This window comes from Jeotgalicoccus coquinae, from assembly GCF_014207425.1.
GTDB lineage: Bacteria > Bacillota > Bacilli > Staphylococcales > Salinicoccaceae > Jeotgalicoccus > Jeotgalicoccus coquinae.
Genome location: NZ_JACHFF010000001.1, coordinates 809,803 through 831,849, shown reverse-complemented (window position 1 = coordinate 831,849; position 22,047 = coordinate 809,803). Strand labels below are relative to the sequence as shown.

Here is a 22,047-nt window from a genome sequence, read left to right as displayed (position 1 = left end):
TCTGTCTTATACGATAAACAGTTTTTTACTGCTGTGTGTTAATTTTTTCAGACCCGTTTCAGTGACTATTGTATCATCCTCGATACGTACACCGCCGAGACCGTCTACATAAATGCCCGGTTCAATCGTGACGCACATGCCGGGTTCTAAAGTCATTGTACTTTTTTGTGCCAGACCTGGCAATTCATGTACTTCAAGACCGAATCCGTGTCCGAGTGAATGACCGAAGTTTTCACCGTAACCGTGACTGCTGATTACATCGCGTGCAACAGAGTCAGCCTCACTGCCTGTCATGCCGGCTGTTATTTCATCGAGCGCTTTCAGCTGGGACTCGAGAACGACGTTGTAGATTTCTTCCATCTCGGGAGACACCGAACCGACGCCGAACGTGCGTGTAATATCAGATGCGTATCCCTGGTAGTATGCACCGAAGTCCAATGTTACCATATCGCCTTCTTCAATTACTTTGTCAGAAGCGACGCCGTGCGGCAGTGCACCTCTGTGTCCGCTTGCAACAATCGTATCAAAACTGGGCCCGCTCGCACCGAGTTTCGTCATGTGCGCTTCAAGCTCATTTTTAACTTCCAGCTCAGTCATACCTGCTTTAACATAAGTTAAAATGTACTCATAAGACTGGTCTGCGATTTCGCAGGCTTTCATAATTAAATCAAGTTCATCATCAGTTTTGATTAAACGGATTTTTTCCACTTCGCCTGTTAACGGCACTGTTTCAAAGTCTTCTTTAATCTTGCTGTATGTATTGTAGTTTACGTGTTCCCCTTCGAAACCAATACGTTTAATGTTTTTTGATTTCATAAATGATGCGATGAAATCAAGCAGGCTTCCCTGCTGCAGTACAAACTCGAAATCCTGAGCCTGTTCAGCACCCTGGGCTTTATATCTGAAGTCGGATATTAAGTATCTCGCTTTTGGTGTAATAACGAGTGCTCCGCTGGAGCCGGTAAAATCACTTAAATATCTTCTGTTATAACTGCTCATTACGAGTAATGCATCAAGGTTTTCTCTCTCAATCAACTGTTGTACTTTATCAAATTTAATCATTTCTCCGCCACCTCTCCATAACCATTTTACATGAAACCGATATCTATTTCATTTTCTTTTTATATTTTAACGCTAACATGTTAAAATAGTCTAATGATATATAGGAGAATGTGCGATGAAACTTAAACTATCTGCAATCATATTAGTATTACTTGCTGCAGGGTGCTCACAGAGCTCGCCTGAAGATGCGCTGATCGAGCAGGAAGAGTATAAAAGCGAGCTTGAAGGACTTCTTCAGACCGAACAGGTCCGTAATCAGCAGCTGACTCTGCATCTGGACAACCTCGAAACGCAAATCGTCAACTTCGAACGCGACCGCGATAATCCCAACGTGGAATTATATGTGGATACCGTTACTGTTTATGCTAGCGGCATTACAGAAAATCTGAATAAAATGAACGAACATATCGCTGCTTACCGTAATGGTGATCAGGTCAACAGCGGTGAAGTGGTTAAAACGAGAGATGCAGTGAACGACACTGTTGAAACATATGAAACTGCAGTCGGCGAACTGGAACTGACTGAAGTTCTGGAACGTGAACATTCCAATGTTGTTCTTGCCAATGAAGAAATTACTGAAGCTGTAAACCAGATTGCGGATGCACTGGCTGCAGACGACGACGAGCTCCTTAACGAAGCAATTGACAGGCTGCAGTCGGCGACAGAATACTTGTAGAGAGAATGAAGCATAATGACTAAACCGATTTACGGCGGCCAGGCAGTACCAGAAGGTGTCATGTTCCAGTCGAAGACGCATATGTCGACAGCCATACGGCGGACGAACGGGGATATCGACTACTTCGACATGCCCCGGCCTGAAAAACCGTTCCTGACCAGACTTAAGAAAATTCCGCTGATCCGAGGCAATGTCGCGATACTGGAAGCGAGCGTCTACGGGATGAAACATATGGATTTCGCCGCAGACCGTTACGACCGTGATCCGGCGGAAGATTATAAAATAGAGCAGGAGAAAAACAATCAAAATACAGCAAAAGTCGTGCTTTCCACCGTTATTATCGGTATACTTACCTTCTTCATCGGTAAATTTATACTGACATTAATTCCGGTGTTTGTGGCAGAAGTGTTTTCCGGTATTATTACAGGGAAACTGGGCCAGGTGGCACTTGAAACACTGATTAAATTAATTATTCTGCTGGGCTACATATACATATTGTCACTGACACCAATGGTGAAGCGGCTGTTTCAATACCACGGTGCTGAACATAAAGTAATTAACTGTTTCGAACAGGATAAACCTTTAACGATCGAAAATGTGCAGGCTGAATCAAGATTGCACTACCGCTGCGGAAGTTCGTTTATACTGTTTACTGTGCTCGTCGGTTTCGCCGTGTACATGTTCGTACCGGTCGACCCGCTTTATGTCAGGGTACTTAACAGAATTCTGCTGATACCTGTTGTGCTGGGACTGTCATTTGAAGTACTTCAGATTACTAATAAGCTCCGGGAAGTTCCCGTATTGAAATACTTTGGGCTGCCGGGTTTATGGCTGCAGTACTTAACGACAAAGCAGCCGGATAATGATCAGGTTGAAGTGGCGATACATTCATTCAACCACCTTTTAGGGAGTGATAAAAAGTGAAAAAAGCATTGATAATTATCGTACTGATTGTCTCGGCAATCGGGCTTTTGATGAACCTGGATGTCGTGCTCGGCATGGTTGTTAATTCACTGATATTCATGCTTGTGCTTGCCGCGATTTTCTACGGCATTTATTATTTCTTTATCTTAACTGAAGATCAGAGAAAGTATAAAAAAGCACTGCGCAAGGCAAAACGTAAACACCGTAAAAAATAATACACATATAACAAGGAGAGGTTTTTAAGTGGAAAGCTGGATTATTGCATTAATAATTTTGGCAGTTGTCATCGTTGTATTGGTGATAAATGCATTTTTAAGTATGAGAGGCGTTAACATGTTATCTGAAACGGAATTCAATCAGGATCTGCGTAAAGTGCAGCTGATTGATTTACGCGAGAAAGCACAATTCGAACACGGCCATATTCTTGGAGCAAGAAACATGCCGATTTCAACATTCCAAATGAAAAAAGGCGGTATCCGTAAAGATAAAGCCGTTTACTTATACGATCAAAATGGACGTACGGCACTTCGTGCAGCACGTATGCTGAAAAAAGACGGCCATAAAGATATCAACGTTCTTAAACAGGGTATTGCTAAATGGACTGGCAAGATTAAATCAAAAAATCGTTAATATAAGCGACAGCACCTGACCGTTACCGGTCAGGTGCTTTTGTTTTGAGTGATTGCCGGCGTCGATGGGACAATTAAAGCTGTTCGTCTCAGTGTACGCTTCACATTGGGATGGATAATTGCCAATATCTCAATGAGTGTGTCACGATGAGATGATTCAGTGTATTTGCCCCAATGTGGAGTTTACGATGGGACAATTACCGTTCTGCATCCCAATGAACGCATCTCACTACCCGCCGGTCAATCAGCATAAAAAACCCTGCAGCATCATATGCCGCAGGGTTTAATAAAATAATTAGTTTTTGTGGAATGGTGTTTTAACGAATTTAGCAGGTACTTCTTTGTTACGCACTTTGATTACAAACTCTTTATCAAGTTCGTAGAAATCAGTATCAACTAATGCGAAACCGATTGAACGTTTAGTCGTTGGCGACTGCGTTCCGCTTGTAACATATCCTACTTTGTTTCCTTCGTTATCGAATACTTCGTAGTCCGTACGCGCGATTCCTTTGCCTGTAATTTCAAATGCAGACAGACGGCGTGGAATACCGCTTTCTTTTTGTTCTTTTAATACCGGCTGACCGATGAAGTCGCCTTTGTCTACTTTAACTGCAAATCCGATGCGTGATTCCAGTGGTGAGATTTCAGGTGACAAGTCCTGGCCGTGAAGTGGAAGTCCCGCTTCAAGACGCAGAGTATCACGTGCACCCAGCCCACATTCAGCAGCACCGTTATCTACGAACAGTTTCCACAGGTGAAGTGTATCTTCCGGTTTGCAGTACAGCTCAAACCCGTCTTCTCCAGTGTAACCGCTTTGTGAAATAATAACGTCTTTGCCGTCAACCTGAGCATCTGTGACAAAGTTGAACATTTTCAGTTCGGAAAGATCAGTTTCTGTGAATTTTTGTACTAAAGCTCTTGCATTTGGTCCCTGCACTGCAAGCTGACCGTAATCTGCAGATACGTTTTCTACAACTGCGTCGTACCCTTCGATAGCCTTAAGCCATTCGTAGTCTTCATCAGTATTGCCTGCGTTCGGAATAAGAAGGTAGTCATTTTCAGCAAGCTTGTAAATTACAAGATCATCGATAACTCCGCCTTTTTCATTAGCGAGCGCAGTGTATTGAGCTTTTACATCTGTTAACTTAGTAACGTCGTTAGTCAGTGCATAGTTTAAGAATTCTTCAGCCTGAGCGCCTGTAACACGGATTTCACCCATGTGACTGACATCGAAAATACCGACATCTTCTCTTACTGCTGTGTGTTCTTCTTTGATGCTTGAGAATTGAACAGGCATTTCCCAGCCGCCAAAGTCGACCAGTTTAGCACCGTTCTCATGATAGTACTCGTTTAAAGGTGTTCTTTTTAACTCACTCATTACAATTTCCTCCTCAAATAAATAAAACAGGACAGTGACTGCTCGCTGTCCTGTTGATATAATCTTCAGGATTACGTCGCAATACTGTCCTTTTGCCTGAGAGATTCACCGTATAACGGTTTGCTCCTTCGGCGACGCATAACGCGTTCTCTCCAGTATTATTCATCCGTAACTGTCTTTTGAATCCGTATACATTATAGTCATAATTTATTGAAAATAGCAAGCTGAATACTCACGGCTAAAGATTCGATTCATCCATATAAACTATGATTTCAGCGGCTGTTTTTTCTACAGTCTGAAGTGTGCTGACTTCCCTGCTGGCAAGTGAAGTATATTTATCCAGTCTCGAATTATACAGCTCGCGGACTTTTTCGCTGTCCTGATTTCCGAGCGGGCGGTTTTCATCCTGTTGGATCCGTTTGTATAAATCTTCAAACGGTGCATTTAAAAAGAATACCGGTCTGCCGGACAGCCCCTTTAATTCATCGTAAGATTTATCGTAAGTCACTACCCCGCCGCCGGTCGCGATAATCACATCTTTCTGAAGTGTTTCTTTAAGCGCGCGGTATTCATATTCCCTGAATGCCGCTTCTCCTTCATCCGCAAAGATCTCAGGTATTGTCCGTCCTGCGATTGCCGGAATCACTGCATCGAGGTCGATGACTTCTTTGTTCAGTTTTCTGCCGAGTTCATTTGCGATTGTCGTTTTGCCGCATCCCATAAAACCGATTAATATCATATGTCTGTTCACCTAATTTATTATTTGATAGATTCTGGAAATATAGATTTCAATTAAATTCATGCGGATATCGAGTACCAGCTGAAACCTATTAAAGTAATGATAGTATACCCCGATTAAATATATAAGTAAAAAGTATACAGACACGCTGAAAAATCCATCATTGCCTGAAGGTAAATGTTTCATTCGCTGCTCCTTTCAGCTCGAGCGTAATCGATGTGTTCTCTTTTGTAATGATAAACTCCTCGATATTGAACATCATAGTGACGAAGCCGTCACCGTCAATACTTTTAATAATCCGTCCGTCAGCAAAGCGGTATGAGACCTCCCCGTGATCAGTGGTGAAGTTTATCGTGCGTCCGGCTGTTTTTATTTTTTCAGATACTTTATAAGTTTCAATAATATCGAGTGTGAATATATCTGTGTCGTAATAATCCCCGTCCAGCGTCAGTGACTGGAACATCATCATTATATTTGGCATAACAGCCATAATTAACGCAGCGGTCATTAAAGACAGGAGGACCTCCATATAGCTGAAACCGTCAGCCGCATATTTTTTTGAGCCGTTCATCACATGGGAACCCCGTTCCTTTAAATAAATTTTGAGCTGCTTTTATATAATCTTCAGTTGAGTTATACCGGGTGCTCATACTGTACAGTTCACGGTAAAACTTAAGCTGTTCCATGCTCAGCTCATCCGTGGCTGTAATAGAAAATATCCCCGGCAGCATTAAAACAATTGCAGTAAATATAACGACAGCAAGCAGACTGTCATACAGCAGAAACCCGTCATTGTTCAATCCGGAACCTCCCTTTTACGATTTGAAATACAAATTTTACCGTCTTGCCTTTACATAAAAACTGCACCGTTCCGAAACCGCTCGTATCTCCGTTCGGTCTGTAGACAAACTGACTCATGCCATATTCCTGAAGTACGCATACTTTAAGTTCGTAGTTTGATATCGGGTTTCGGTCTTTATCCCGGACGATGATTGACTGGTTCGCGTGATCCATCATCACTGTATAGGATTTCTTTTTCGCCATTGCATGCATCTGGGCGCCCTGGAATACATAGCTGATTGTTTCAATTTCCCCGGCAGTGTCGTTTTGCCGGTACACAGGTAAGTGCGGCACGGACAATGACAGAATAATGCTGACCAGAAATAAAGTCAGCATCATCTCCATCATGGTAAAACCGCTACTGCCTCGTTGCTTCGCCATTAGTTATCGTAATTGAATCACCGTTTTGGCAGCTGACCTGTTCAGCTGTTAAGTATTCCGGCACCAGCTCCTGGATTGTTGACGGTGGTGTGCCTTCATTCAGCGTGTATGCCTCAATCTGGCTCTGAACCATACGCACCTGTGCTTCACATCCCGTATCCTGGACGTTGCGGCTCTGTGCCGCGATATTCGGGATAATCAGAATGATTAAAACTGATATAACGAGGAGCACCAGCAGCATTTCAATCAGTGTAAAACCTTCTTCTTTGTTTTTAAATTTACGGTTAATTGTTCTTCTCATAATTATTCCTCCTATTGGATATTGCTCATCATATTGAAAATCGGTAACACGATTACTAAATACAGACACACAATCAACAGTCCGAGAATCAGAAATATGACGGGCTGTATCTTTTTCGTAAAGCTTTCAATTTTTATAATGATATTTTCAAGAGAGTATTCGCTGTAAATAATGAGTTCGCGTCCGACGTTGCTGTTGTATTCGCCGTGGTTGACGAATACCGCAAGTCTTCTGTCGAGCATATCGAGCTGCTCAATGGCATCACCAAGCGAAGTGCCGTACAGCAGTTCAGTTTCAATAGTTTGTGCAGCGAGACTTAAATAATGGTTGATCGTCTGTGTTTTAAACAGCAGAATAATCTCTTTTACTTCGAGACCGTTATTTAAAAAGTAGCCGAACTCCCTTGAGAAGCGGTATGTGACGTAGTATTTAAAGTAAGTTTTTACGACCGGTATTTTCAGCAGCAATTTTGCTGCCAGAGCCGTATTTTTAATATTGAGGATAATAAGGATTGTGAAACCGCTGAGGAACACTGCAGTCATGAGGGCTAAAGCCGCATAAGGAAGATAATTCAGTATCAGTGTCAGCATGTGTACGAGCATCGTCTTATCCGCCTGCATGGCACTGTACAGCTCGTTAAACTGAGGAATTACCGTGTAATTCAATAACACGAGCATAATGATAAAAATCGTGACCAGCACGAGCGGATACTGCAGTGTTTTAACCAGCTTCTGAATTGTTTGCCGGCGTGTGGTTAAATATTCTCCGGATTGTTCCAGATTTGAAATGATTTCACCGTGAATTTCTGCGAACGACACCTGCATAATAATCGACTTTGAAAAGCCGAGATGCTTCAGTACGGCACTGAGAGAGGCACCGCTGTTAATCAGTCCGAGCAGCGCATTTCTGTCGGCCTGTTTGATTACTTCGTACTGCTCGGTCAGAAATATTAATGCCTGCTGCATCGTAAAACCGTTTCTCAGCAGTCCGGCAAGCTTCAGCAGAAAGTGTGCATCATATTTACCAAGCTTATTGGAAGGACCGATTGTAATGTTTAAATTCTTCATCCGTCAGTGCCCCTTCCCCGTGAAGTTCAAAGAGCTTATCCTGAATCGTTGTGTAATTCACTTCACCGCCGTTTAAATACGCCTGAATCATCTGCTGATCCAAATATTCATACACGATAAACGAACCTTTACCCGTATGAATCAGCCGCTGATTAATGATAAGCGAAATGCTCTCGGCCATCTCTTCTTTATATAAACCGTAATCTTTAAGCCTTGTCAGCGTGCTCAATGCATTTTTACTGTGGAAGGTGCTCAGTACCAGATGTCCGGACAGACTTGTTTTCAGCAGTTCTTCGGCAATGACTCTGTCTCTGATTTCACCGAACATAATAATATCCGGATCACAGCGGAGTACACCTCTGATCAGCGGGCCGTAGCTCAGATTTGCCTTATCGTTAATTTCAACCTGCACAAGACCGTCAATATCAAATTCAACCGGATCTTCGATACTGATAATCTGATGCGAGCCTTCTGCGACTGCATCCGCTGCAAGTCTGTACATCACCGTACTCTTCCCGGACCCTGTGGGGCCTGTAAATAAAATCAGTCCCTGAGACAGTTTCATATACATTGTCAGGAAATTATAATCTTCGTCTTTATAAAAAAGACCTGCAGAAGATTTTCCTGCACTGGTGTTCAGCAGCCTGATGACTGTAATCTCCTTCATAATCGTGAGCGGAAGTGTGCTGACGCGTATATTGCACAGCAGCTCATCGATATAAAAGTCAGTTCTGCCGCTCTGCGGCACTTTGTGTTCGTTAATGTCCAGTTCAGCAATGAACTTTAAATAGTTGATCAGCCGTTTCAGCATATCCGGTTCCAGCGTGCACACGGGCACCATTTTTCCGCGGACCCGTTTTTTAACCGCTCCCCCGGATTTTTCAAACGTAATGTGAATATCACTTGCGCCGCTGTCATATGCATCTTTGATTAATGATTCTGCCAGCTCTTTCAAAAAAACACCTCCTACTCTATATATAGGCGAAAAGTGCGTTTTTCATTTAAATAATTCATGTTTTCGCAAAAATAGTAAAACTGTTATACTTTTTACACAAAGCTCTTTAATTTTGGAATTTAATTACAGCACAATATGTTGAATTGCTATTTACATTGCTGTCGTTATTATCTATAATTGAAATTAATGATATGTGAAATTATTCAGGTGGGAGGATGTATCACATGGATAAAGTATTTAAAATGCTTGGATTCTGGACTGCAATTTTTGCAATTCTGTTCTATGTTGGAGATATGGTAACTATGTCACTATTCTTCGTAGCACAGACTGGTTTCTTTGTTTTACTTGGCTATATGAAATTAACTGAAAGAATGTACATGTATGTATTTGCTGCATATTTAATCTTGTTCTTTGTCGGATTTACATATTACACAACATTCTTACTTGAACCATCATTTGGTAATGAAATCTAATTAAAGTAAAAAAGCAGATGCACTCCGGTGCCCTGCTTTTTTCTTTGCCTGCTTTAAATATACGACTGAAAAACTTCACAAAAATAACCCGCGCTCCTGATTATATTCAGATGCGCGGGCTGATATATTTTAACTTATCTTACATACGGATTGTTTTCTTTTTCATCGCCGATTGTCGTCGGTACGTTATGTCCTGCATAAACAGTCGTCTCCGGTGCGAGCTTATACAGCTTCTCCCTGATCGAATACATCAGTTCAGGAGTACTCCCGCCGTACAGATCGGTACGGCCGACGCCTTTATTGAATAATACGTCGCCTGAAATAACGAAATCTTCAAATTTGTAGCTCAATGAACCTGGTGAATGTCCGGGTGTATGAATAACGTCGAATTTAAAGGCTCCTACGGACGCTTGTCCTTCTTTTATGATACTTGGTGTCACTGATGAAGTAATCTCCTCAGTGAAGCGTATTGAGCCGTTTTTAGCAATGTCTGTCAGCCAGTCAATTTCAATATCCGACATATATACTTCGGCATCTGTAAATGCCTGGACTTCATCCAGTGCCCCGAAATGGTCGTAATGCGTGTGCGTTAACAGTATTCCGTCAACCGGCAGTCCAATGTCTTTCAGCTTGCCGATAATTGCAGCAGGTTCTGCTGACGGATCGAATACCAGCACCCGTTCACCGTTACTGACGATATAGCAGTTTGTCTGCAGTGCCCCTAAAGGCATTCTTGTTATTTTCATTAGTAATCACTCTCCAAAATGTTCTCGACAAAACTATATATTAATTATACAATATTATTAAGTGATTGTTTAAAGAGAAAGATTAGGGGGTCAGTATAATGCCTTTCTTCGATACAGGAGAATTATTTACTATCGGTGGTTTATCCATCAGAATCGGTATTAATGCACTTGCGATTCTAATGGGCTTGGTAGCAGTATTTGGAGTGTTTGGACTTGTTAACTCTATGAAAGCTAAAAACCTTCTTGGTGCCGGCTTCAGTGCAGTAACAGTTCTGGTTTTCGGACTCTGGACACTTGCAACAATATTCACATTCGGCTATCCGGATCTTGGTTAATTAAATTAATGAATAAGAAAAACTCTCTTCCGGATATCCGGAAGAGAGTTTTTTAAATGTTATAAATGATTTTTAGCCACTTCAAGCTGCTGTTTTACAGCTTCAGTTCCTGTTGAACCGTAGCTGATTCTTCTGTTCACTGTAACTTCAGGTGACAAAATTTCGTATATATCCTCTTCGATTACGTCACTTGCAGCTTTAAACTCAGCAAGAGCCATATCTTTCAAATAGATACCATTATTGATGCATGTCAGTACCAGTTTGCCGACCACTTCATGAGAATCCCTGAACGGAATTCCTTTAGCGACTAAATAATCCGCAAGCTCTGTCGCATTCGAAAAATCTTCAGTCACTGCTTCTTCAAGCACTTCCTCGTTAATCGTCAGCGTATCGAGCATGCCGTTCATAATTTTAAGCGAGCCTTTGATTGTTGTTAACGAATCAAACAGTCCTTCTTTGTCTTCCTGCATATCTTTGTTGTAAGTCAGAGGCAGACCTTTTAAAAGCATCAGCATTGACATCAGATGTCCTGCTGTACGCCCGCTCTTGCCGCGGATTAATTCTGCCATGTCCGGATTTTTCTTCTGAGGCATCATCGATGACCCCGTCGTAAACGCATCGCTCAGCGTCACAAAATTCGCCTCGTCAGTTGTCCAGAAAATCAGTTCTTCAGACAGTCTTGATAAGTGCACCATCGTCAGTGAAATATTGGATAATGTTTCCACGATGTAGTCCCTGTCGCTCACTGCGTCCATACTGTTATGATAAATCCCTTCGAAGCCCAGCTCATCTTTTGTCTGGAAACGGTCGATATTAAACGTCGTACCGCTGATTGCCCCTGCTCCAAGCGGAGAAACATCAATACGTTTTAAAGAATCGTTAAAACGTGATTTGTCGCGTTCCAGCATCCAGAAGTAAGTCAGTATATGATGAGAGAACAGAATCGGCTGTGCACGCTGTAAATGCGTGTATCCGGGCATGATGATATCAATGTGCCTGTCAGCAAGTTTGATAATCGTCTCCTGCAGCAGTTCCACACTTTCGATTACTGCATTTACTTCTTTTTTAACGTATAAATGCATGTCCGTTGCGACCTGATCATTTCTGCTTCTTGCCGTATGAAGTTTGCCGCCTGCTGAACCGATTTTTTCAATCAGCTTCGCCTCGACATTCATATGAATGTCTTCCTGCGATACGCTGAATGTTAATTTACCGTTGTTGTAATCATTAAGAATGCTGAGCAGTCCTTCTTTAATCCGGCTGTTCTCTTCTTCTGTAATGATATCCTGTGCTGCAAGCATATTTGCATGTGCAATACTCCCGTTGATATCTTCCTCAATCAGAACTTTATCAAAATGGATGGAAGCATTAAATTCTTCCACCCATGATATTGATTCTTCCTGGAACCTTCCGCCCCAAGCTTTTTTACTCATCCACAGCAACTCCCTGTTCAAGCATCGCTTTAACTTTAGTCGGTAGACCGAAGATTTCGATGAAGCCTACTGATGCTTCCTGGTTGAATGCATCTTCTTTCGTGTATGTTGCGAGTTTTTCGTTGTACAGGCTGTTTTCCGACTTACGTCCTGTAACAGTTACGTTACCTTTGTATAATTCAACACGCACATCGCCATTTACAGGCTGCTGCATGTCTTTCAGTGTCGCTCTCAGTGTTTCCGATAATGGAGTGAACCATAAACCGTTATACACCTGTTCTGTATATTTCTGCTCAACGACCGGTTTGAAGTGAGCAATGTCTTTAGTTAATGTGATAGTTTCTAAATCGTGTTTTGCAGTTAAGATCACTTTAGCTGCCGGAGTTTCGTAAATCTCTCTTGATTTAATTCCGACAAGTCTGTTTTCCACGTGGTCAATTCTGCCGATTCCGTGCTTACCTGCTACATTATTTAAATGTAAAATCAATTCGTGCAGTTCAAATTTTTCGCCGTTGACTGCAACCGGTAATCCTTTTTCGTAAGTGATTAATAACTCTTCAGCTTCGTCCGGTGCATCCTTAATGTTTACAGTAAGGTCATATGCATCTTCCGGCGGTGCTGCCCACGGGTCTTCAAGGATACCGCACTCGTTGCTTCTGCCCCATAAGTTCTGGTCTACAGAATATGGTGAATCAAGATCAACCGGAATCGGAATGTTATGCTCTTTCGCATATTCGATTTCTTCTTCTCTTGACCATGTCCACTCACGAACCGGTGCCAGTACTTTAATTGTCGGATCAAGTGATTTGATTGCCACTTCGAAACGAACCTGGTCGTTACCTTTACCGGTACATCCGTGTGCGACGTAATCTGCATTTGTTTCGTGAGCGATCTCAACTAATTTTTTAGAAATTAACGGACGGCTCAGTGCTGATACTAATGGATATTTTTCTTCATACATTGAATTTCCGTAAATTGTATAAGCAACGAATTCTTCTGCAAATTCTTTTTGCGTGTTTATGATGTGACATTCGCTGGCACCCATTTTAAGTGCTTTGTCATGAATCAGTTCCAGGTCTTTACCTTCACCGACATCCAAACATACCGCTACTACATCGAATCCCTTATCGATAAACCATTGAATCGTTACGCTTGTGTCCAACCCGCCTGAATATGCTAATACTACTTTTTTCTGTGCCATATATTGTCACCTCATAAGTTTTTTTGTTGATGATAATTTATATACTAACATCATAAACTTACATAATCAAGCATAATTATACATAAAGATTAATTTACTTCATCGACAAGGATCTGCAGCTCTTTGTCCTCGACCGGTTTATCCAGTCTGCTTACAGCTTCAGTCATACTTTCATAATCCTGAGCTTTGCGGAATTCCAATATTTTTTCTTTTGCGGCAAGTTCGTTGGCAGGATTCATGTCGTAGCTTTTATCTACATACTCCTGTCCTTTTTTAGCATCGCCCGATTCAATATACAGTTTACCGAGCAGATAATAAGTCATATCTGTCGCGACTTCTTTGTTAATTGAACTGTTTACGACTTCGAGTGTTTTATCGTAGTCGCCATTTTCATAATAGTACATTGCCTCATCATCCATCGGATGAATAGAAGTCTGCTGATTCATGCTGTAGTGGCTGAACATCGTGAACAAGATTAATACAACAGCTGCAATCAATGAATATTTAAACTTCACACGGCGGAAGTTGAACAGAACTGCAAGCAGTCCACCGACAACCAGTCCGCCGATATGCGCATAATGATTAATATTCGCAAGGAACATGGATAAGACCGAAACCACTGCAAACACTGCGATTATTTGGATAATCAGTTTTACTTTGATCTGTCTCGTGATTAATAAATGCATAATCATTAGTCCAAGCAGTCCGTATACAGCACCGCTCGCTCCGAGTGAAATACCTTCAGTAATGAACGCAAGTGAGAACAGGCTCGCGATGGTGCCTGCTGCAAGATACGTTATCAGCAGATGCCATGGTGTGTATATTCCTTCGACGAACTTCCCGAGAATATACAGTGCAAATATATTAAACAGGAAATGACTGATGCCGGCATGCAGAAACGTGCTGGTCACAAGTCTGTAGTATTCTCCTGACGATACTTCGTAATGGCTGACTGCCAGCAGGTTTGTCAGTTCATGCGTATTAAACAGATGAACAAAAATTAAATTAATTAACAGAACTATCGTATTTAATGTAACAAGCAGCAGCGTCATCGGCGTAAATTTAATCATATACTTCTCAAACGGATGACGGGACATCAGACGTCGCTTGTAAAAAGCATCGTCTTTCGGCTTCTTGTATTTCATATCTATCTTATAGAAAGGGTTGGAAATAATCTTTTCAAGGTTGTTTACTGTCCGGTGGTTCACTCTCAGTGATTTTGATTTAAACTTGCGCGTGAATTTTTTACTGGTTAAATGGTAAAGATTTATCACTTTAACCGGGAAGCCCGCGATGCCCGACAGATTATCCTGGGAACTGAATATGTTATCTGTAATCTCTTCAAGTTCACTGTCTGAAAGATCCATATCAATCAGACACATGAGTGTTTTCTTTTTACGGTCTTTCAGCCATATTATTTTTGTATCATTGTCATAATGAAGAAAATCGTAATTTGTATATTTCGCAACTTCAAATGCTGCCTGCCATTTATTCTTCATTCTTTCTCACTTCTTTAACATTGAATATTTCTTTATCGGTAATTAAAACGTCTACCGGCAGGTCATGATCCATAACAATCGTCTCGCCGATCTGTTCGCTGAAAATCAGTGATGCTGTTGAGCCGTTAAAGTTCGTCAGGAAACGGTCGTAGAAGCCGCCGCCGTAACCAATACGGTATCCTTCAGGGCTGAAGATCAGACCTGGCACGATTAATAATTCAACGTCGTTGTTTACCGGTGCATCCGGATTTGGAATTGGGATATTTTTTTCATCCAGCGTTACTTCGTCTCTTGAAGTCAGACGGTGGAATGTCATTGATTTATCTTCGTAGTGGCATTGCGGCGCATATACTTCGATATCCGCAGCCAGCAACTCATCGATAAGTTTCCACGTATCGTATTCTATTTTCATCGGCAGCACGATTCCTGTACTTTTAAAACCGCGTGCCTGAATGTAATCTTTTGCGTGCGCTGTAATATTATCTGCTGCAGCATTTTTAGCATCTGTGTCCATCGACTTTAAAATGCTGATCATATTTTGGCGTAATTCTTTTTTCGACATTTAAAAAACCCCTTCTCTATTTAATTCTATCTTATATATATTCTATATGAATAAAGAAAAAACCTCCAGAATTACTGGAGGTTTCAAGTTATTCGCTTTTGGACTTCTCGTACGGATCACCTGTATGAATATAGTAAATCTGTTCGGCTATACTCTTAATGTGATCACCGATACGTTCAAGGTATTTTGCTGTCAGCTGAATCTGCCCTGTTAAAAATGCATCGGATTCTTCGAATATATCTGAAGTCGTAATCTGTACGAATACTGCATCGATATCCTGATCTCTCAAAATAATCTCATGCAGCAGATCCATATCATCTTCTTTAAAGGCGGTATAAACATCTTCAAGCATTAATGAAGCGAGACGCTCCATCGTTTTAAAACGGAGCAGCGTGCGCTCGTTAGTAATTTTAATACGTTTTCTGACCTCTGCAACATTGCTTATATTATCGCCGATACGTTCAAGGTTATCCGCGATTTTTATGCAGGATATAATCATTCTTAAATCTGTCGCAACAGGTGCCTGTGTCGTAATTAAATTAATCGCATGTGCGTTAATATCTGCTTCCATCTTATTTATTTCAGAGTCATCACGAACGACCCGGCGTGCTTCATCGATGTTTTCTGCAACAAGGATTTCCACAGTATTTGCCAGTCTTTTGTGACACTCTTCCCCAAGGATAATACATTCGTTAATCAGTGCATGAAGTTGCTCATGGAACTTTTCACGGTACAAAGTCATATATTAACCGAATCTTCCTGATACATAATCTTCTGTACGCTTGTCGGAAGGATTTTCAAATATAACATTCGTATCGTCTGATTCAACAACGTATCCCTGGTAGAAGAATGATGTTCTGTCTGACACCCGTGCAGCCTGCTGCATGTTATGTGTCACAATGATGATGCTGTAATCTTTTTTAAGTTCCTGCATTAAATCTTCGATCTTAGTCGTTGAAATCGGATCAAGAGCACTTGTCGGCTCATCCATCAGAATAACTTCCGGCTCAACTGCCAATGCACGCGCGATACAGATTCGCTGCTGCTGTCCGCCTGAAAGTCCGTAAGCATTGTCGTTAAGACGGTCTTTAACTTCATCCCAGATTGATGCACTGCGCAGTGATTTTTCTACAACTTCATCAAGAATTGATTTCTTTTTAATGCCGTGTACACGGGGACCGTATGCGACATTGTCATAAATTGATTTCGGGAACGGATTCGGTTTCTGGAATACCATGCCGACACGTGTTCTTAATTCTTCAACTGACATGCCGCTGTTGAAAATATCGTTGCCGCGGAAATCGATTTCCCCTTCTGTACGGACAATCGGTACTAATTCGGTCATGCGGTTTAATGATTTAACGAAAGTTGACTTCCCGCACCCTGACGGTCCGATGATCGCATTGATGTCGTTTTCGTGAAAAGTTAAGTTAATGTCCTGGAGTGCGTGGTTATCTCCGTACCAGAGGTTAAAGTTTTTAGACTGGAAAACAATCTCCTTTTCCTGCTGGATAATCGGCGACTGCTGTTTGTTTTGTGCCTGTGTATTTTGTTTAACTGTAGTTTTTAGTTCTACCATTTTTAAAACTCCTCTTATTAATTAATATCTTTTCGAAAACTTATTGCGGATAAAGATTGCAACTGAGTTCATCAGAAGCAGGATGACAAGCAGGACGATAATTCCTGCTGCTGCGATATACTGGAATTCTTCGTTCGGCATCTTAACCCAGCTGTAAATCTGCATAGGCATTGCCTGGAATGAATCGAATACGCTTGTCGGTGTAACCAGCAGTGTTGTCGGTACACCGATAACTACAAGCGGTGCGGTCTCACCGATCGCACGTGAGATAGCAAGGATAATCCCTGTAATGATTCCGGGAATTGCTGCCGGTAAAATGATTCTTGATACTGTCTGCCACTTCGTGGCACCCATACCGATCGATGCTTCACGAACTGATGCGGGTACTGCGCGGATAGCTTCCTGTGATGCAACGACGATAACCGGAAGAATCATAAGTGCAAGTGTCAGTCCTGCAGCAAGTACCGAGTTGCCAAGTGCAAGTGCTCTTACGAACATTGCAAGGCCCAGCAGACCGAATACAACTGAAGGCACTCCTGCAAGGTTTGAAATATTTATTTTAATGAAATCTGTAAATTTATTTTTTGGTGCATATTCTTCTAAATACAAAGCTGTTCCAACTGACAGGATAATGGCAACTGGTGTTGTGACCAGCATGAGCCATAATGAACCGATGATTGCTCCGAAGAATCCTGCGTTTTCAGCCCTGCTTGAGTTGAAGTTCGTCAGAAAATCCATGTTCAGGCGGCTCCAGCCGTCCATCAGTGTATCTGTAATGAGCATAATCAGCACTGCGAGTCCGAACATCGTGCACAGGAAGAATAACCATTTAAATATTTGGTTTCTAGATTGTCTGCCGGTACGTTTCTTGGCAATGATGTCTTTATCTATCAACGTCATAATTAGTAATCCTCCTTAAATCTCTTCGTAAACCACGATGAAATGACGTTCATTAACATTGTCATAATGAACAGCGTCATACCGACCGCGAACAGACTGTAGTATAAATCTGTACCGAATGCAGCGTCACCTGAAGTGATCTGTACGATAAACCCTGTCATCGTCTGCAGCGGCTCTGTTAAATCGAAACTTGCGTTCGGCATTGAACCCGCCGCAATGGACACGATCATAGTTTCACCGATTGCACGTGAAATTGCTAAAACAAATGAAGCGATGATTCCGGAAAATGCTGCCGGAATAACTACTCTGATTGCTGTTTCAAATCTCGTAGCACCCATACCGAGTGAACCTTCCCTCATTGCTGAAGGTACCGAACTCATTGCGTCTTCACTTAAGCTCGCAATCATCGGGATAATCATAATACCTACTACAATACCGGCCGAAACCGCATTGTATAAACCAAAACCGCTATATATACCCTGGAGGATAGGGTTAACAAAATTTATTGCAAAGAAACCGTAAACGACTGTCGGAATACCTGCCAGCACTTCCAGTATAGGTTTGATAATACGTCTGACTTTTTCAGTCGCGTATTCACTCAGATAAATTGCAGCGCCGAGCCCGATTGGAACGGCGATGATTACTGCGATTGCTACAATTTTAAGAGTACCCATAATAAGTGCCCATATTCCCCACTCGCCGTCGCCCACGTACGGCTGCCATGTAGCTGAAGTCAGGAACTCCGTAATTGGCACACGTGAGAAGAATTCAAACGACTCTGAAAGTAATGTATAAAGAATACCGATAGTTGCGAGAATAGAAACTGAAGTAATTAAAAGTAAAATGACTGGAATTAATCTCTCGAAAATATTGGATTTATTTCTTGTATTTTTAATAATCTGATCTCTGATTTTGTTATTGCTCATTATAAAGCCTCTCTTTACTTTAAAAATGGACGGGATAAAAGCATCCGCGTCCATCTGTTATAAGATTTTTTCTTATTGTTCCAAGTTTGGAAGTTTAGAAAGTTCTTCTTCAAGAGCTTCGTCTTCAAGAGGTACATATCCAACTTCTTCTGCAGCAGACTGCGCGTTTTTAAGTGTGAATTCCATAAATGTATGGAAAGTTTCATTCTCTTCTAATGCTGCGTTATCCACGTACAGGTATAACGGACGTGATAACGGGTAAGAGAAATCCATTACGTTTTCGAAAGTTGGTTCTACAGCTTCATCGCTGTCAGGACTTGTAATTGATACAGGTTTTAATGAATCCTGGTTTTCCTGGTAGAAACTGTAACCGAAGAATCCAATTGCATTCTGGTCACCTACTACAGATGAAACCACCTGGTTAGTATCCTGGATAAGCTGTCCTTCAACACCTTCTTCGTCCATTACTTCTTCATTAAAGAAGTCGTGTGTACCATGTGACTGGTCCGGACCGTAAGCTGTAATCGGTTCTTCAGGGAAATCTTCACGAACATCCGACCAGTTCTCAGCTTCGCCTGAGTAGATCATGTTAAGTTCGTCAAATGTTAAATCTTCTACGAAATCGTTAGCCGGGTTAACTGCAACTGTCAGACCGTCTGTAGCTACAAGGAATTCTGTCCATTCAATTCCTGCATCTTCAAGAGCATCAATTTCTTCCTGCTTGATACCGCGTGATGCGTTAGCAAATTGTGCAGTACCTTCGATTAGTGCACTGAAACCTGAACCGGTACCGTTACCGCCAAGTTCAACAGCAACACCGTGGTCAGCGTTAAAGTCTTCAACTAAAAGGTTAAGTATAGGGAATACTGTAGATGAACCTTCACCGGCAATCTGCTCATCGTCTTCGTTTATGTTTCCTGTAACATCAGCAGATGATCCGCCTTCTGAACTTTCTTCAGTTGAACCCTCTTCACTGCCTGTATCTTCTTCTGATCCTGAGTCAGAACAAGCTGCTAGAATGAACATTAAGCTCATGAGCAGTGCAGTAAGAAATAAATTCTTCTTCATAGCTAAAATTCCTCCAATTAATTTGTCTGGTAATTTATCTTACATACATATTCTAGCCTGCTATTGTAAATCTAAAATAAATGTATTGTTAAGATTGTGTAAAGATGAAAAAAAGACCTTAATCCCGCGGGATTAAGATCTTTATATCAGTAGCTGCCGTATTCGAGATCAGTGTAGAAATCACCGGCATCATAATTGTAAAGCGGCTTGCTTTCCTGGCCGTAGTATATTTCATAATACTTCTCAATAACGTCCTGTCCCATAAACTGTGCAGGGAAGAACGGTACAGTACTCGGCATCGTCGGGAAGATGATTGAGAATGCCATATCCGGATTATCGTACGGTGCGTAACCCAGGTACGTCTGGTTCAACACCGGATCACCGTCTCTGAAACTCTCGGCAGTACCGGTCTTGCCGGCTGCTTTCGGTTCCAGCTCATGGTAGGCATCCCATCCGGTACCGTACATGTCTCTTGCTTCATCGTGTGTATTAAACACATCGTAAAAGCCTGCTTTAATCTGAGACATCTGATCTCCGGTCACCGGTATCGTATTTAATACGTTTGTACCGTATGATTTTAATACCGGACCTTTATCGTTTGCATTGCTGCCGCGAACTTCTTTTGCAAGGTGCTGCTGCACGCGTTTGCCGTCAGCTGCAAATGTTGAGATGTACTGTGACAGCTGCAGTGCCGTGTACGTATCGTACTGACCGATACTTAAGTACAGATAGTTCATCGGGTTTGTCAGCTGCGGTGCAAGACCGATTGCTTCGTTCGGCAGGTCAATTCCTGTCGACACACCTAAGCCGAACTGGTTAAGTCCGTTGCGGAGTGCATAACCTGCACTTGTAACATCTGTCGGCAGCGGCATATTTCTCGAGTATTCCTCACCCATAATCGCCAGTGCGATTTTAAACATGTAAGTGTTGGAAGATACCATTAATGCTCTCTGGTCATCTACAGGCACCTGGTCATTACGGTTAAAGAATGAACTGACCGTGTCCGTACCTGAGAATGTCATCGGTTCATCAACCAGAGTTTCCCCTGCCTGCAGTACTTCTTCCTGATAACCTGTCGCAACGGTTGCACCCTTGACGGATGAACCTGGTACGTATGTTGCTGTCAGCGTACCGTAATCATAATCGACGATATCGCCGTCTTCATTAATATGTTTTCCGACCATTGCGAGAATGTCTCCATTATTCGGATCCTGGACGACGAGCTGCACTGTATCGATATATTCGGGAATAATCGTGTAATCGATGTCCCCTTTTCCTTCATCCATCTCGACAATTTCTTCAGCTAATTCGCGGATACCTGTTAAATGGTGTTCCGCAATCTTTTCAAGTTCAAGCTGGAGTTCTATATCTATCGTAAGATATAGGTCATCTCCTGCTTTACCTTCTTTGATTGTCTGCTCACCTGTTACTCTCCCCGATTTGTCGGTCGTGTATTTCACCTGGGGTTTTTCACCGCGGAGAACATCTTCGTACTGGAACTCAAGGTAGGACTTACCTACTCTGTCGTTACGTGAATAGCCCAGTGCCTGATAGTATTCAACGAGTTCACGCGGCAGTCCTTCATCGTTCGTCGATACTTCTCCGAGTACAGTACGCAGTGCTGCGTCATACGGATAAGTACGCTGCCAGTCGAGACCTGTTGAAATTCCTGCAAGTTCATCAAGGTCTTCGTTCACTTTGGCAAACTCTTCCTCTGTCACACCTTCACTTTTAACGATGACGGGATTAAGTTCGCTTGCCGAAACCATTTCAACATATACAGCAATAATATTTAAATCTTCTTCATTCAATACAGAGTCTGCAAACTCGTCATCGATAATTCCGTAAGCATCTTCATTAAAGTCACTTTGGGATATTCCGCCGTTTTCAAGCAGTGTAACCTGCTCGGGCATAATCGCCGACAGCTCTCCCGGATAGTTGTTAATAATGTAGTCCTGCTTATCGCGAAGCGACAGACGGTCAGTTTCCATGGATATGTAAGTACTGAGCGTTTCAGCCACGTTCATTATCTCGAAGTTCGACATGTTTCTGTGTCTCGTAAAGTAAATTGCTTTTTCAGCGGTGTTGCCGACAAGCAGATTGCCGTTACGGTCGAAAATCTCACCGCGCGGGACACTCTGATTGATTTCAACGTACTGCGCATTTTCCACCTGTTCCTGATATGTATCACCGAGAACAATCTGCAAATATCCGAGACGAATAATAAGAATTAAAAAAAGAATAAAAATTATCAGCATAATAATATTAATACGCGATCTCAGAACCTGTTTATTTATAGCGTCCAAGCTTTTAATTTTTGCCCGTTTCAACCTGCATCAAACCCTTTTATAAAGTCCACATCATTTTAACATA

General features: G+C 42.0%; 26 protein-coding genes and 1 riboswitch. Of the genes, 6 read left to right on the top strand and 20 right to left on the bottom strand.

Going from position 1 to position 22,047, the window contains the following annotated elements:
- Positions 1 to 6: 6 nt before the first annotated feature.
- On the bottom strand, positions 7 to 1,062 hold the full coding sequence (locus tag HNR41_RS04085; RefSeq protein WP_184281991.1) for a M24 family metallopeptidase: 1,056 nt from the start codon (positions 1,060 to 1,062) through the stop codon (positions 7 to 9).
- 115 nt (positions 1,063 to 1,177) lie between these two features.
- Between HNR41_RS04085 and HNR41_RS04080 the strand changes: the two genes are divergently transcribed.
- The 4 genes from HNR41_RS04080 to HNR41_RS04065 are packed head-to-tail and all read left to right on the top strand — an operon-like array spanning position 1,178 to position 3,292.
- On the top strand, positions 1,178 to 1,738 hold the full coding sequence (locus tag HNR41_RS04080) for a hypothetical protein (protein ID WP_184281990.1): 561 nt from the start codon (positions 1,178 to 1,180) through the stop codon (positions 1,736 to 1,738).
- Positions 1,739 to 1,753: 15 nt separating this feature from the next.
- Complete coding sequence (locus HNR41_RS04075) at positions 1,754 to 2,662, top strand: DUF1385 domain-containing protein (RefSeq protein WP_184281988.1); 909 nt, start codon at positions 1,754 to 1,756, stop codon at positions 2,660 to 2,662.
- A complete protein-coding gene (locus tag HNR41_RS04070; protein ID WP_184282917.1) occupies positions 2,659 to 2,877 on the top strand; it encodes an SA1362 family protein in 219 nt (72 codons plus the stop codon). Before HNR41_RS04075 ends, HNR41_RS04070 begins: the two co-directional genes overlap by 4 nt.
- 28 nt (positions 2,878 to 2,905) lie before the next feature.
- The gene (locus HNR41_RS04065) at positions 2,906 to 3,292 is read left to right on the top strand and encodes a rhodanese-like domain-containing protein (protein WP_229714917.1); all 387 of its coding nucleotides are present in this window, start codon (positions 2,906 to 2,908) and stop codon (positions 3,290 to 3,292) included.
- Positions 3,293 to 3,586: 294 nt separating this feature from the next.
- Here the strand turns inward: HNR41_RS04065 and gcvT are convergent, their stop codons facing one another.
- The 8 genes from gcvT to HNR41_RS04025 all read right to left on the bottom strand — a co-directional run bounded on the left by gcvT (position 3,587) and on the right by HNR41_RS04025 (position 8,952).
- On the bottom strand, positions 3,587 to 4,669 hold the full coding sequence (gcvT, locus tag HNR41_RS04060; RefSeq protein ID WP_184281986.1) for a glycine cleavage system aminomethyltransferase GcvT: 1,083 nt from the start codon (positions 4,667 to 4,669) through the stop codon (positions 3,587 to 3,589).
- A 74-nt stretch (positions 4,670 to 4,743) separates the two neighbouring features.
- Positions 4,744 to 4,835: riboswitch (glycine riboswitch) on the bottom strand.
- 72 nt (positions 4,836 to 4,907) lie between these two features.
- Positions 4,908 to 5,408 carry a shikimate kinase gene (locus tag HNR41_RS04055; RefSeq protein ID WP_184281984.1) on the bottom strand — a complete coding sequence of 167 codons (501 nt, stop codon included), beginning with the start codon at positions 5,406 to 5,408 and terminating at the stop codon, positions 4,908 to 4,910.
- Between the two features lie 160 nt (positions 5,409 to 5,568).
- A complete protein-coding gene (locus HNR41_RS04050) occupies positions 5,569 to 5,979 on the bottom strand; it encodes a hypothetical protein (protein ID WP_184281982.1) in 411 nt (136 codons plus the stop codon).
- Positions 5,951 to 6,208 carry a hypothetical protein gene (locus HNR41_RS04045; RefSeq protein ID WP_184281980.1) on the bottom strand — a complete coding sequence of 86 codons (258 nt, stop codon included), beginning with the start codon at positions 6,206 to 6,208 and terminating at the stop codon, positions 5,951 to 5,953. Before HNR41_RS04045 ends, HNR41_RS04050 begins: the two co-directional genes overlap by 29 nt.
- Entirely contained in the window at positions 6,198 to 6,629 is a 432-nt protein-coding gene (gene comGD, locus HNR41_RS04040) for a competence type IV pilus minor pilin ComGD (RefSeq protein ID WP_184281978.1), read from the bottom strand. The genes HNR41_RS04045 and comGD overlap by 11 nt, the downstream gene beginning before the upstream one ends.
- The gene (comGC, locus tag HNR41_RS04035) at positions 6,607 to 6,930 is read right to left on the bottom strand and encodes a competence type IV pilus major pilin ComGC (RefSeq protein ID WP_184281976.1); all 324 of its coding nucleotides are present in this window, start codon (positions 6,928 to 6,930) and stop codon (positions 6,607 to 6,609) included. Before comGC ends, comGD begins: the two co-directional genes overlap by 23 nt.
- An 11-nt stretch (positions 6,931 to 6,941) precedes the next feature.
- Positions 6,942 to 7,997: a competence type IV pilus assembly protein ComGB gene (gene comGB / locus HNR41_RS04030; RefSeq protein WP_184281974.1), complete on the bottom strand. Its 1,056-nt coding sequence runs from the start codon at positions 7,995 to 7,997 to the stop codon at positions 6,942 to 6,944.
- Complete coding sequence (locus HNR41_RS04025; RefSeq protein ID WP_184281972.1) at positions 7,960 to 8,952, bottom strand: ATPase, T2SS/T4P/T4SS family; 993 nt, start codon at positions 8,950 to 8,952, stop codon at positions 7,960 to 7,962. The genes comGB and HNR41_RS04025 overlap by 38 nt, the downstream gene beginning before the upstream one ends.
- 224 nt (positions 8,953 to 9,176) lie before the next feature.
- Between HNR41_RS04025 and HNR41_RS04020 the strand changes: the two genes are divergently transcribed.
- The gene (locus HNR41_RS04020) at positions 9,177 to 9,425 is read left to right on the top strand and encodes a DUF2626 family protein (RefSeq protein WP_184281970.1); all 249 of its coding nucleotides are present in this window, start codon (positions 9,177 to 9,179) and stop codon (positions 9,423 to 9,425) included.
- Positions 9,426 to 9,559: 134 nt separating this feature from the next.
- Here HNR41_RS04020 and HNR41_RS04015 read toward each other — a convergent pair whose 3' ends face one another.
- Complete coding sequence (locus HNR41_RS04015) at positions 9,560 to 10,171, bottom strand: MBL fold metallo-hydrolase (RefSeq protein WP_184281968.1); 612 nt, start codon at positions 10,169 to 10,171, stop codon at positions 9,560 to 9,562.
- Positions 10,172 to 10,269: 98 nt separating this feature from the next.
- Between HNR41_RS04015 and HNR41_RS04010 the strand changes: the two genes are divergently transcribed.
- The gene (locus HNR41_RS04010) at positions 10,270 to 10,506 is read left to right on the top strand and encodes a DUF2759 domain-containing protein (RefSeq protein ID WP_184281966.1); all 237 of its coding nucleotides are present in this window, start codon (positions 10,270 to 10,272) and stop codon (positions 10,504 to 10,506) included.
- A 59-nt stretch (positions 10,507 to 10,565) separates the two neighbouring features.
- On the opposite strand, the gene argH is transcribed toward HNR41_RS04010, so the two are convergent.
- From argH to HNR41_RS03960, 10 genes are all read right to left on the bottom strand, one after another.
- Positions 10,566 to 11,939 carry an argininosuccinate lyase gene (gene argH / locus HNR41_RS04005; RefSeq protein ID WP_184281964.1) on the bottom strand — a complete coding sequence of 458 codons (1,374 nt, stop codon included), beginning with the start codon at positions 11,937 to 11,939 and terminating at the stop codon, positions 10,566 to 10,568.
- The gene (locus tag HNR41_RS04000) at positions 11,932 to 13,140 is read right to left on the bottom strand and encodes an argininosuccinate synthase (protein WP_184281962.1); all 1,209 of its coding nucleotides are present in this window, start codon (positions 13,138 to 13,140) and stop codon (positions 11,932 to 11,934) included. The genes argH and HNR41_RS04000 overlap by 8 nt, the downstream gene beginning before the upstream one ends.
- Positions 13,141 to 13,229: 89 nt before the next feature.
- A complete protein-coding gene (locus HNR41_RS03995) occupies positions 13,230 to 14,639 on the bottom strand; it encodes a rhomboid family intramembrane serine protease (RefSeq protein WP_184281960.1) in 1,410 nt (469 codons plus the stop codon).
- Entirely contained in the window at positions 14,629 to 15,201 is a 573-nt protein-coding gene (locus HNR41_RS03990; RefSeq protein WP_184281958.1) for a 5-formyltetrahydrofolate cyclo-ligase, read from the bottom strand. The genes HNR41_RS03995 and HNR41_RS03990 overlap by 11 nt, the downstream gene beginning before the upstream one ends.
- 88 nt (positions 15,202 to 15,289) lie before the next feature.
- Entirely contained in the window at positions 15,290 to 15,943 is a 654-nt protein-coding gene (phoU, locus tag HNR41_RS03985; protein WP_184281956.1) for a phosphate signaling complex protein PhoU, read from the bottom strand.
- Between the two features lie 3 nt (positions 15,944 to 15,946).
- Positions 15,947 to 16,780: a phosphate ABC transporter ATP-binding protein PstB gene (gene pstB / locus HNR41_RS03980; RefSeq protein WP_184281954.1), complete on the bottom strand. Its 834-nt coding sequence runs from the start codon at positions 16,778 to 16,780 to the stop codon at positions 15,947 to 15,949.
- A 21-nt stretch (positions 16,781 to 16,801) separates the two neighbouring features.
- Positions 16,802 to 17,680 carry a phosphate ABC transporter permease PstA gene (pstA, locus tag HNR41_RS03975; protein WP_184281952.1) on the bottom strand — a complete coding sequence of 293 codons (879 nt, stop codon included), beginning with the start codon at positions 17,678 to 17,680 and terminating at the stop codon, positions 16,802 to 16,804.
- A 2-nt stretch (positions 17,681 to 17,682) separates the two neighbouring features.
- On the bottom strand, positions 17,683 to 18,609 hold the full coding sequence (pstC, locus tag HNR41_RS03970; protein WP_376698666.1) for a phosphate ABC transporter permease subunit PstC: 927 nt from the start codon (positions 18,607 to 18,609) through the stop codon (positions 17,683 to 17,685).
- A 69-nt stretch (positions 18,610 to 18,678) separates the two neighbouring features.
- Positions 18,679 to 19,674 carry a phosphate ABC transporter substrate-binding protein PstS family protein gene (locus HNR41_RS03965; protein ID WP_184281948.1) on the bottom strand — a complete coding sequence of 332 codons (996 nt, stop codon included), beginning with the start codon at positions 19,672 to 19,674 and terminating at the stop codon, positions 18,679 to 18,681.
- Positions 19,675 to 19,820: 146 nt separating this feature from the next.
- Positions 19,821 to 21,932: a peptidoglycan D,D-transpeptidase FtsI family protein gene (locus HNR41_RS03960; RefSeq protein WP_229714918.1), complete on the bottom strand. Its 2,112-nt coding sequence runs from the start codon at positions 21,930 to 21,932 to the stop codon at positions 19,821 to 19,823.
- Positions 21,933 to 22,047: the final 115 nt, after the last annotated feature.

Excerpts from the sequence above, each read along its gene's own strand:
- HNR41_RS04085 (WP_184281991.1), bottom strand. The coding sequence starts at position 1,062 with ATGATTAAATTTGATAAAGTACAACAGTTGATTGAGAGAGAAAACCTT.
- HNR41_RS04080 (WP_184281990.1), top strand. The coding sequence starts at position 1,178 with ATGAAACTTAAACTATCTGCAATCATATTAGTATTACTTGCTGCAGGG.
- HNR41_RS04075 (WP_184281988.1), top strand. The coding sequence starts at position 1,754 with ATGACTAAACCGATTTACGGCGGCCAGGCAGTACCAGAAGGTGTCATG.
- gcvT (WP_184281986.1), bottom strand. The coding sequence starts at position 4,669 with ATGAGTGAGTTAAAAAGAACACCTTTAAACGAGTACTATCATGAGAAC.
- HNR41_RS04055 (WP_184281984.1), bottom strand. The coding sequence starts at position 5,408 with ATGATATTAATCGGTTTTATGGGATGCGGCAAAACGACAATCGCAAAT.
- HNR41_RS04050 (WP_184281982.1), bottom strand. The coding sequence starts at position 5,979 with ATGAACGGCTCAAAAAAATATGCGGCTGACGGTTTCAGCTATATGGAG.
- comGD (WP_184281978.1), bottom strand. The coding sequence starts at position 6,629 with ATGGCGAAGCAACGAGGCAGTAGCGGTTTTACCATGATGGAGATGATG.
- comGC (WP_184281976.1), bottom strand. The coding sequence starts at position 6,930 with ATGAGAAGAACAATTAACCGTAAATTTAAAAACAAAGAAGAAGGTTTT.
- comGB (WP_184281974.1), bottom strand. The coding sequence starts at position 7,997 with ATGAAGAATTTAAACATTACAATCGGTCCTTCCAATAAGCTTGGTAAA.
- HNR41_RS04020 (WP_184281970.1), top strand. The coding sequence starts at position 9,177 with ATGGATAAAGTATTTAAAATGCTTGGATTCTGGACTGCAATTTTTGCA.
- HNR41_RS04015 (WP_184281968.1), bottom strand. The coding sequence starts at position 10,171 with ATGAAAATAACAAGAATGCCTTTAGGGGCACTGCAGACAAACTGCTAT.
- HNR41_RS04010 (WP_184281966.1), top strand. The coding sequence starts at position 10,270 with ATGCCTTTCTTCGATACAGGAGAATTATTTACTATCGGTGGTTTATCC.
- argH (WP_184281964.1), bottom strand. The coding sequence starts at position 11,939 with ATGAGTAAAAAAGCTTGGGGCGGAAGGTTCCAGGAAGAATCAATATCA.
- HNR41_RS04000 (WP_184281962.1), bottom strand. The coding sequence starts at position 13,140 with ATGGCACAGAAAAAAGTAGTATTAGCATATTCAGGCGGGTTGGACACA.
- HNR41_RS03995 (WP_184281960.1), bottom strand. The coding sequence starts at position 14,639 with ATGAAGAATAAATGGCAGGCAGCATTTGAAGTTGCGAAATATACAAAT.
- HNR41_RS03990 (WP_184281958.1), bottom strand. The coding sequence starts at position 15,201 with ATGTCGAAAAAAGAATTACGCCAAAATATGATCAGCATTTTAAAGTCG.
- phoU (WP_184281956.1), bottom strand. The coding sequence starts at position 15,943 with ATGACTTTGTACCGTGAAAAGTTCCATGAGCAACTTCATGCACTGATT.
- pstB (WP_184281954.1), bottom strand. The coding sequence starts at position 16,780 with ATGGTAGAACTAAAAACTACAGTTAAACAAAATACACAGGCACAAAAC.
- pstA (WP_184281952.1), bottom strand. The coding sequence starts at position 17,680 with ATGACGTTGATAGATAAAGACATCATTGCCAAGAAACGTACCGGCAGA.
- HNR41_RS03965 (WP_184281948.1), bottom strand. The coding sequence starts at position 19,674 with ATGAAGAAGAATTTATTTCTTACTGCACTGCTCATGAGCTTAATGTTC.
- HNR41_RS03960 (WP_229714918.1), bottom strand. The coding sequence starts at position 21,932 with ATGCTGATAATTTTTATTCTTTTTTTAATTCTTATTATTCGTCTCGGA.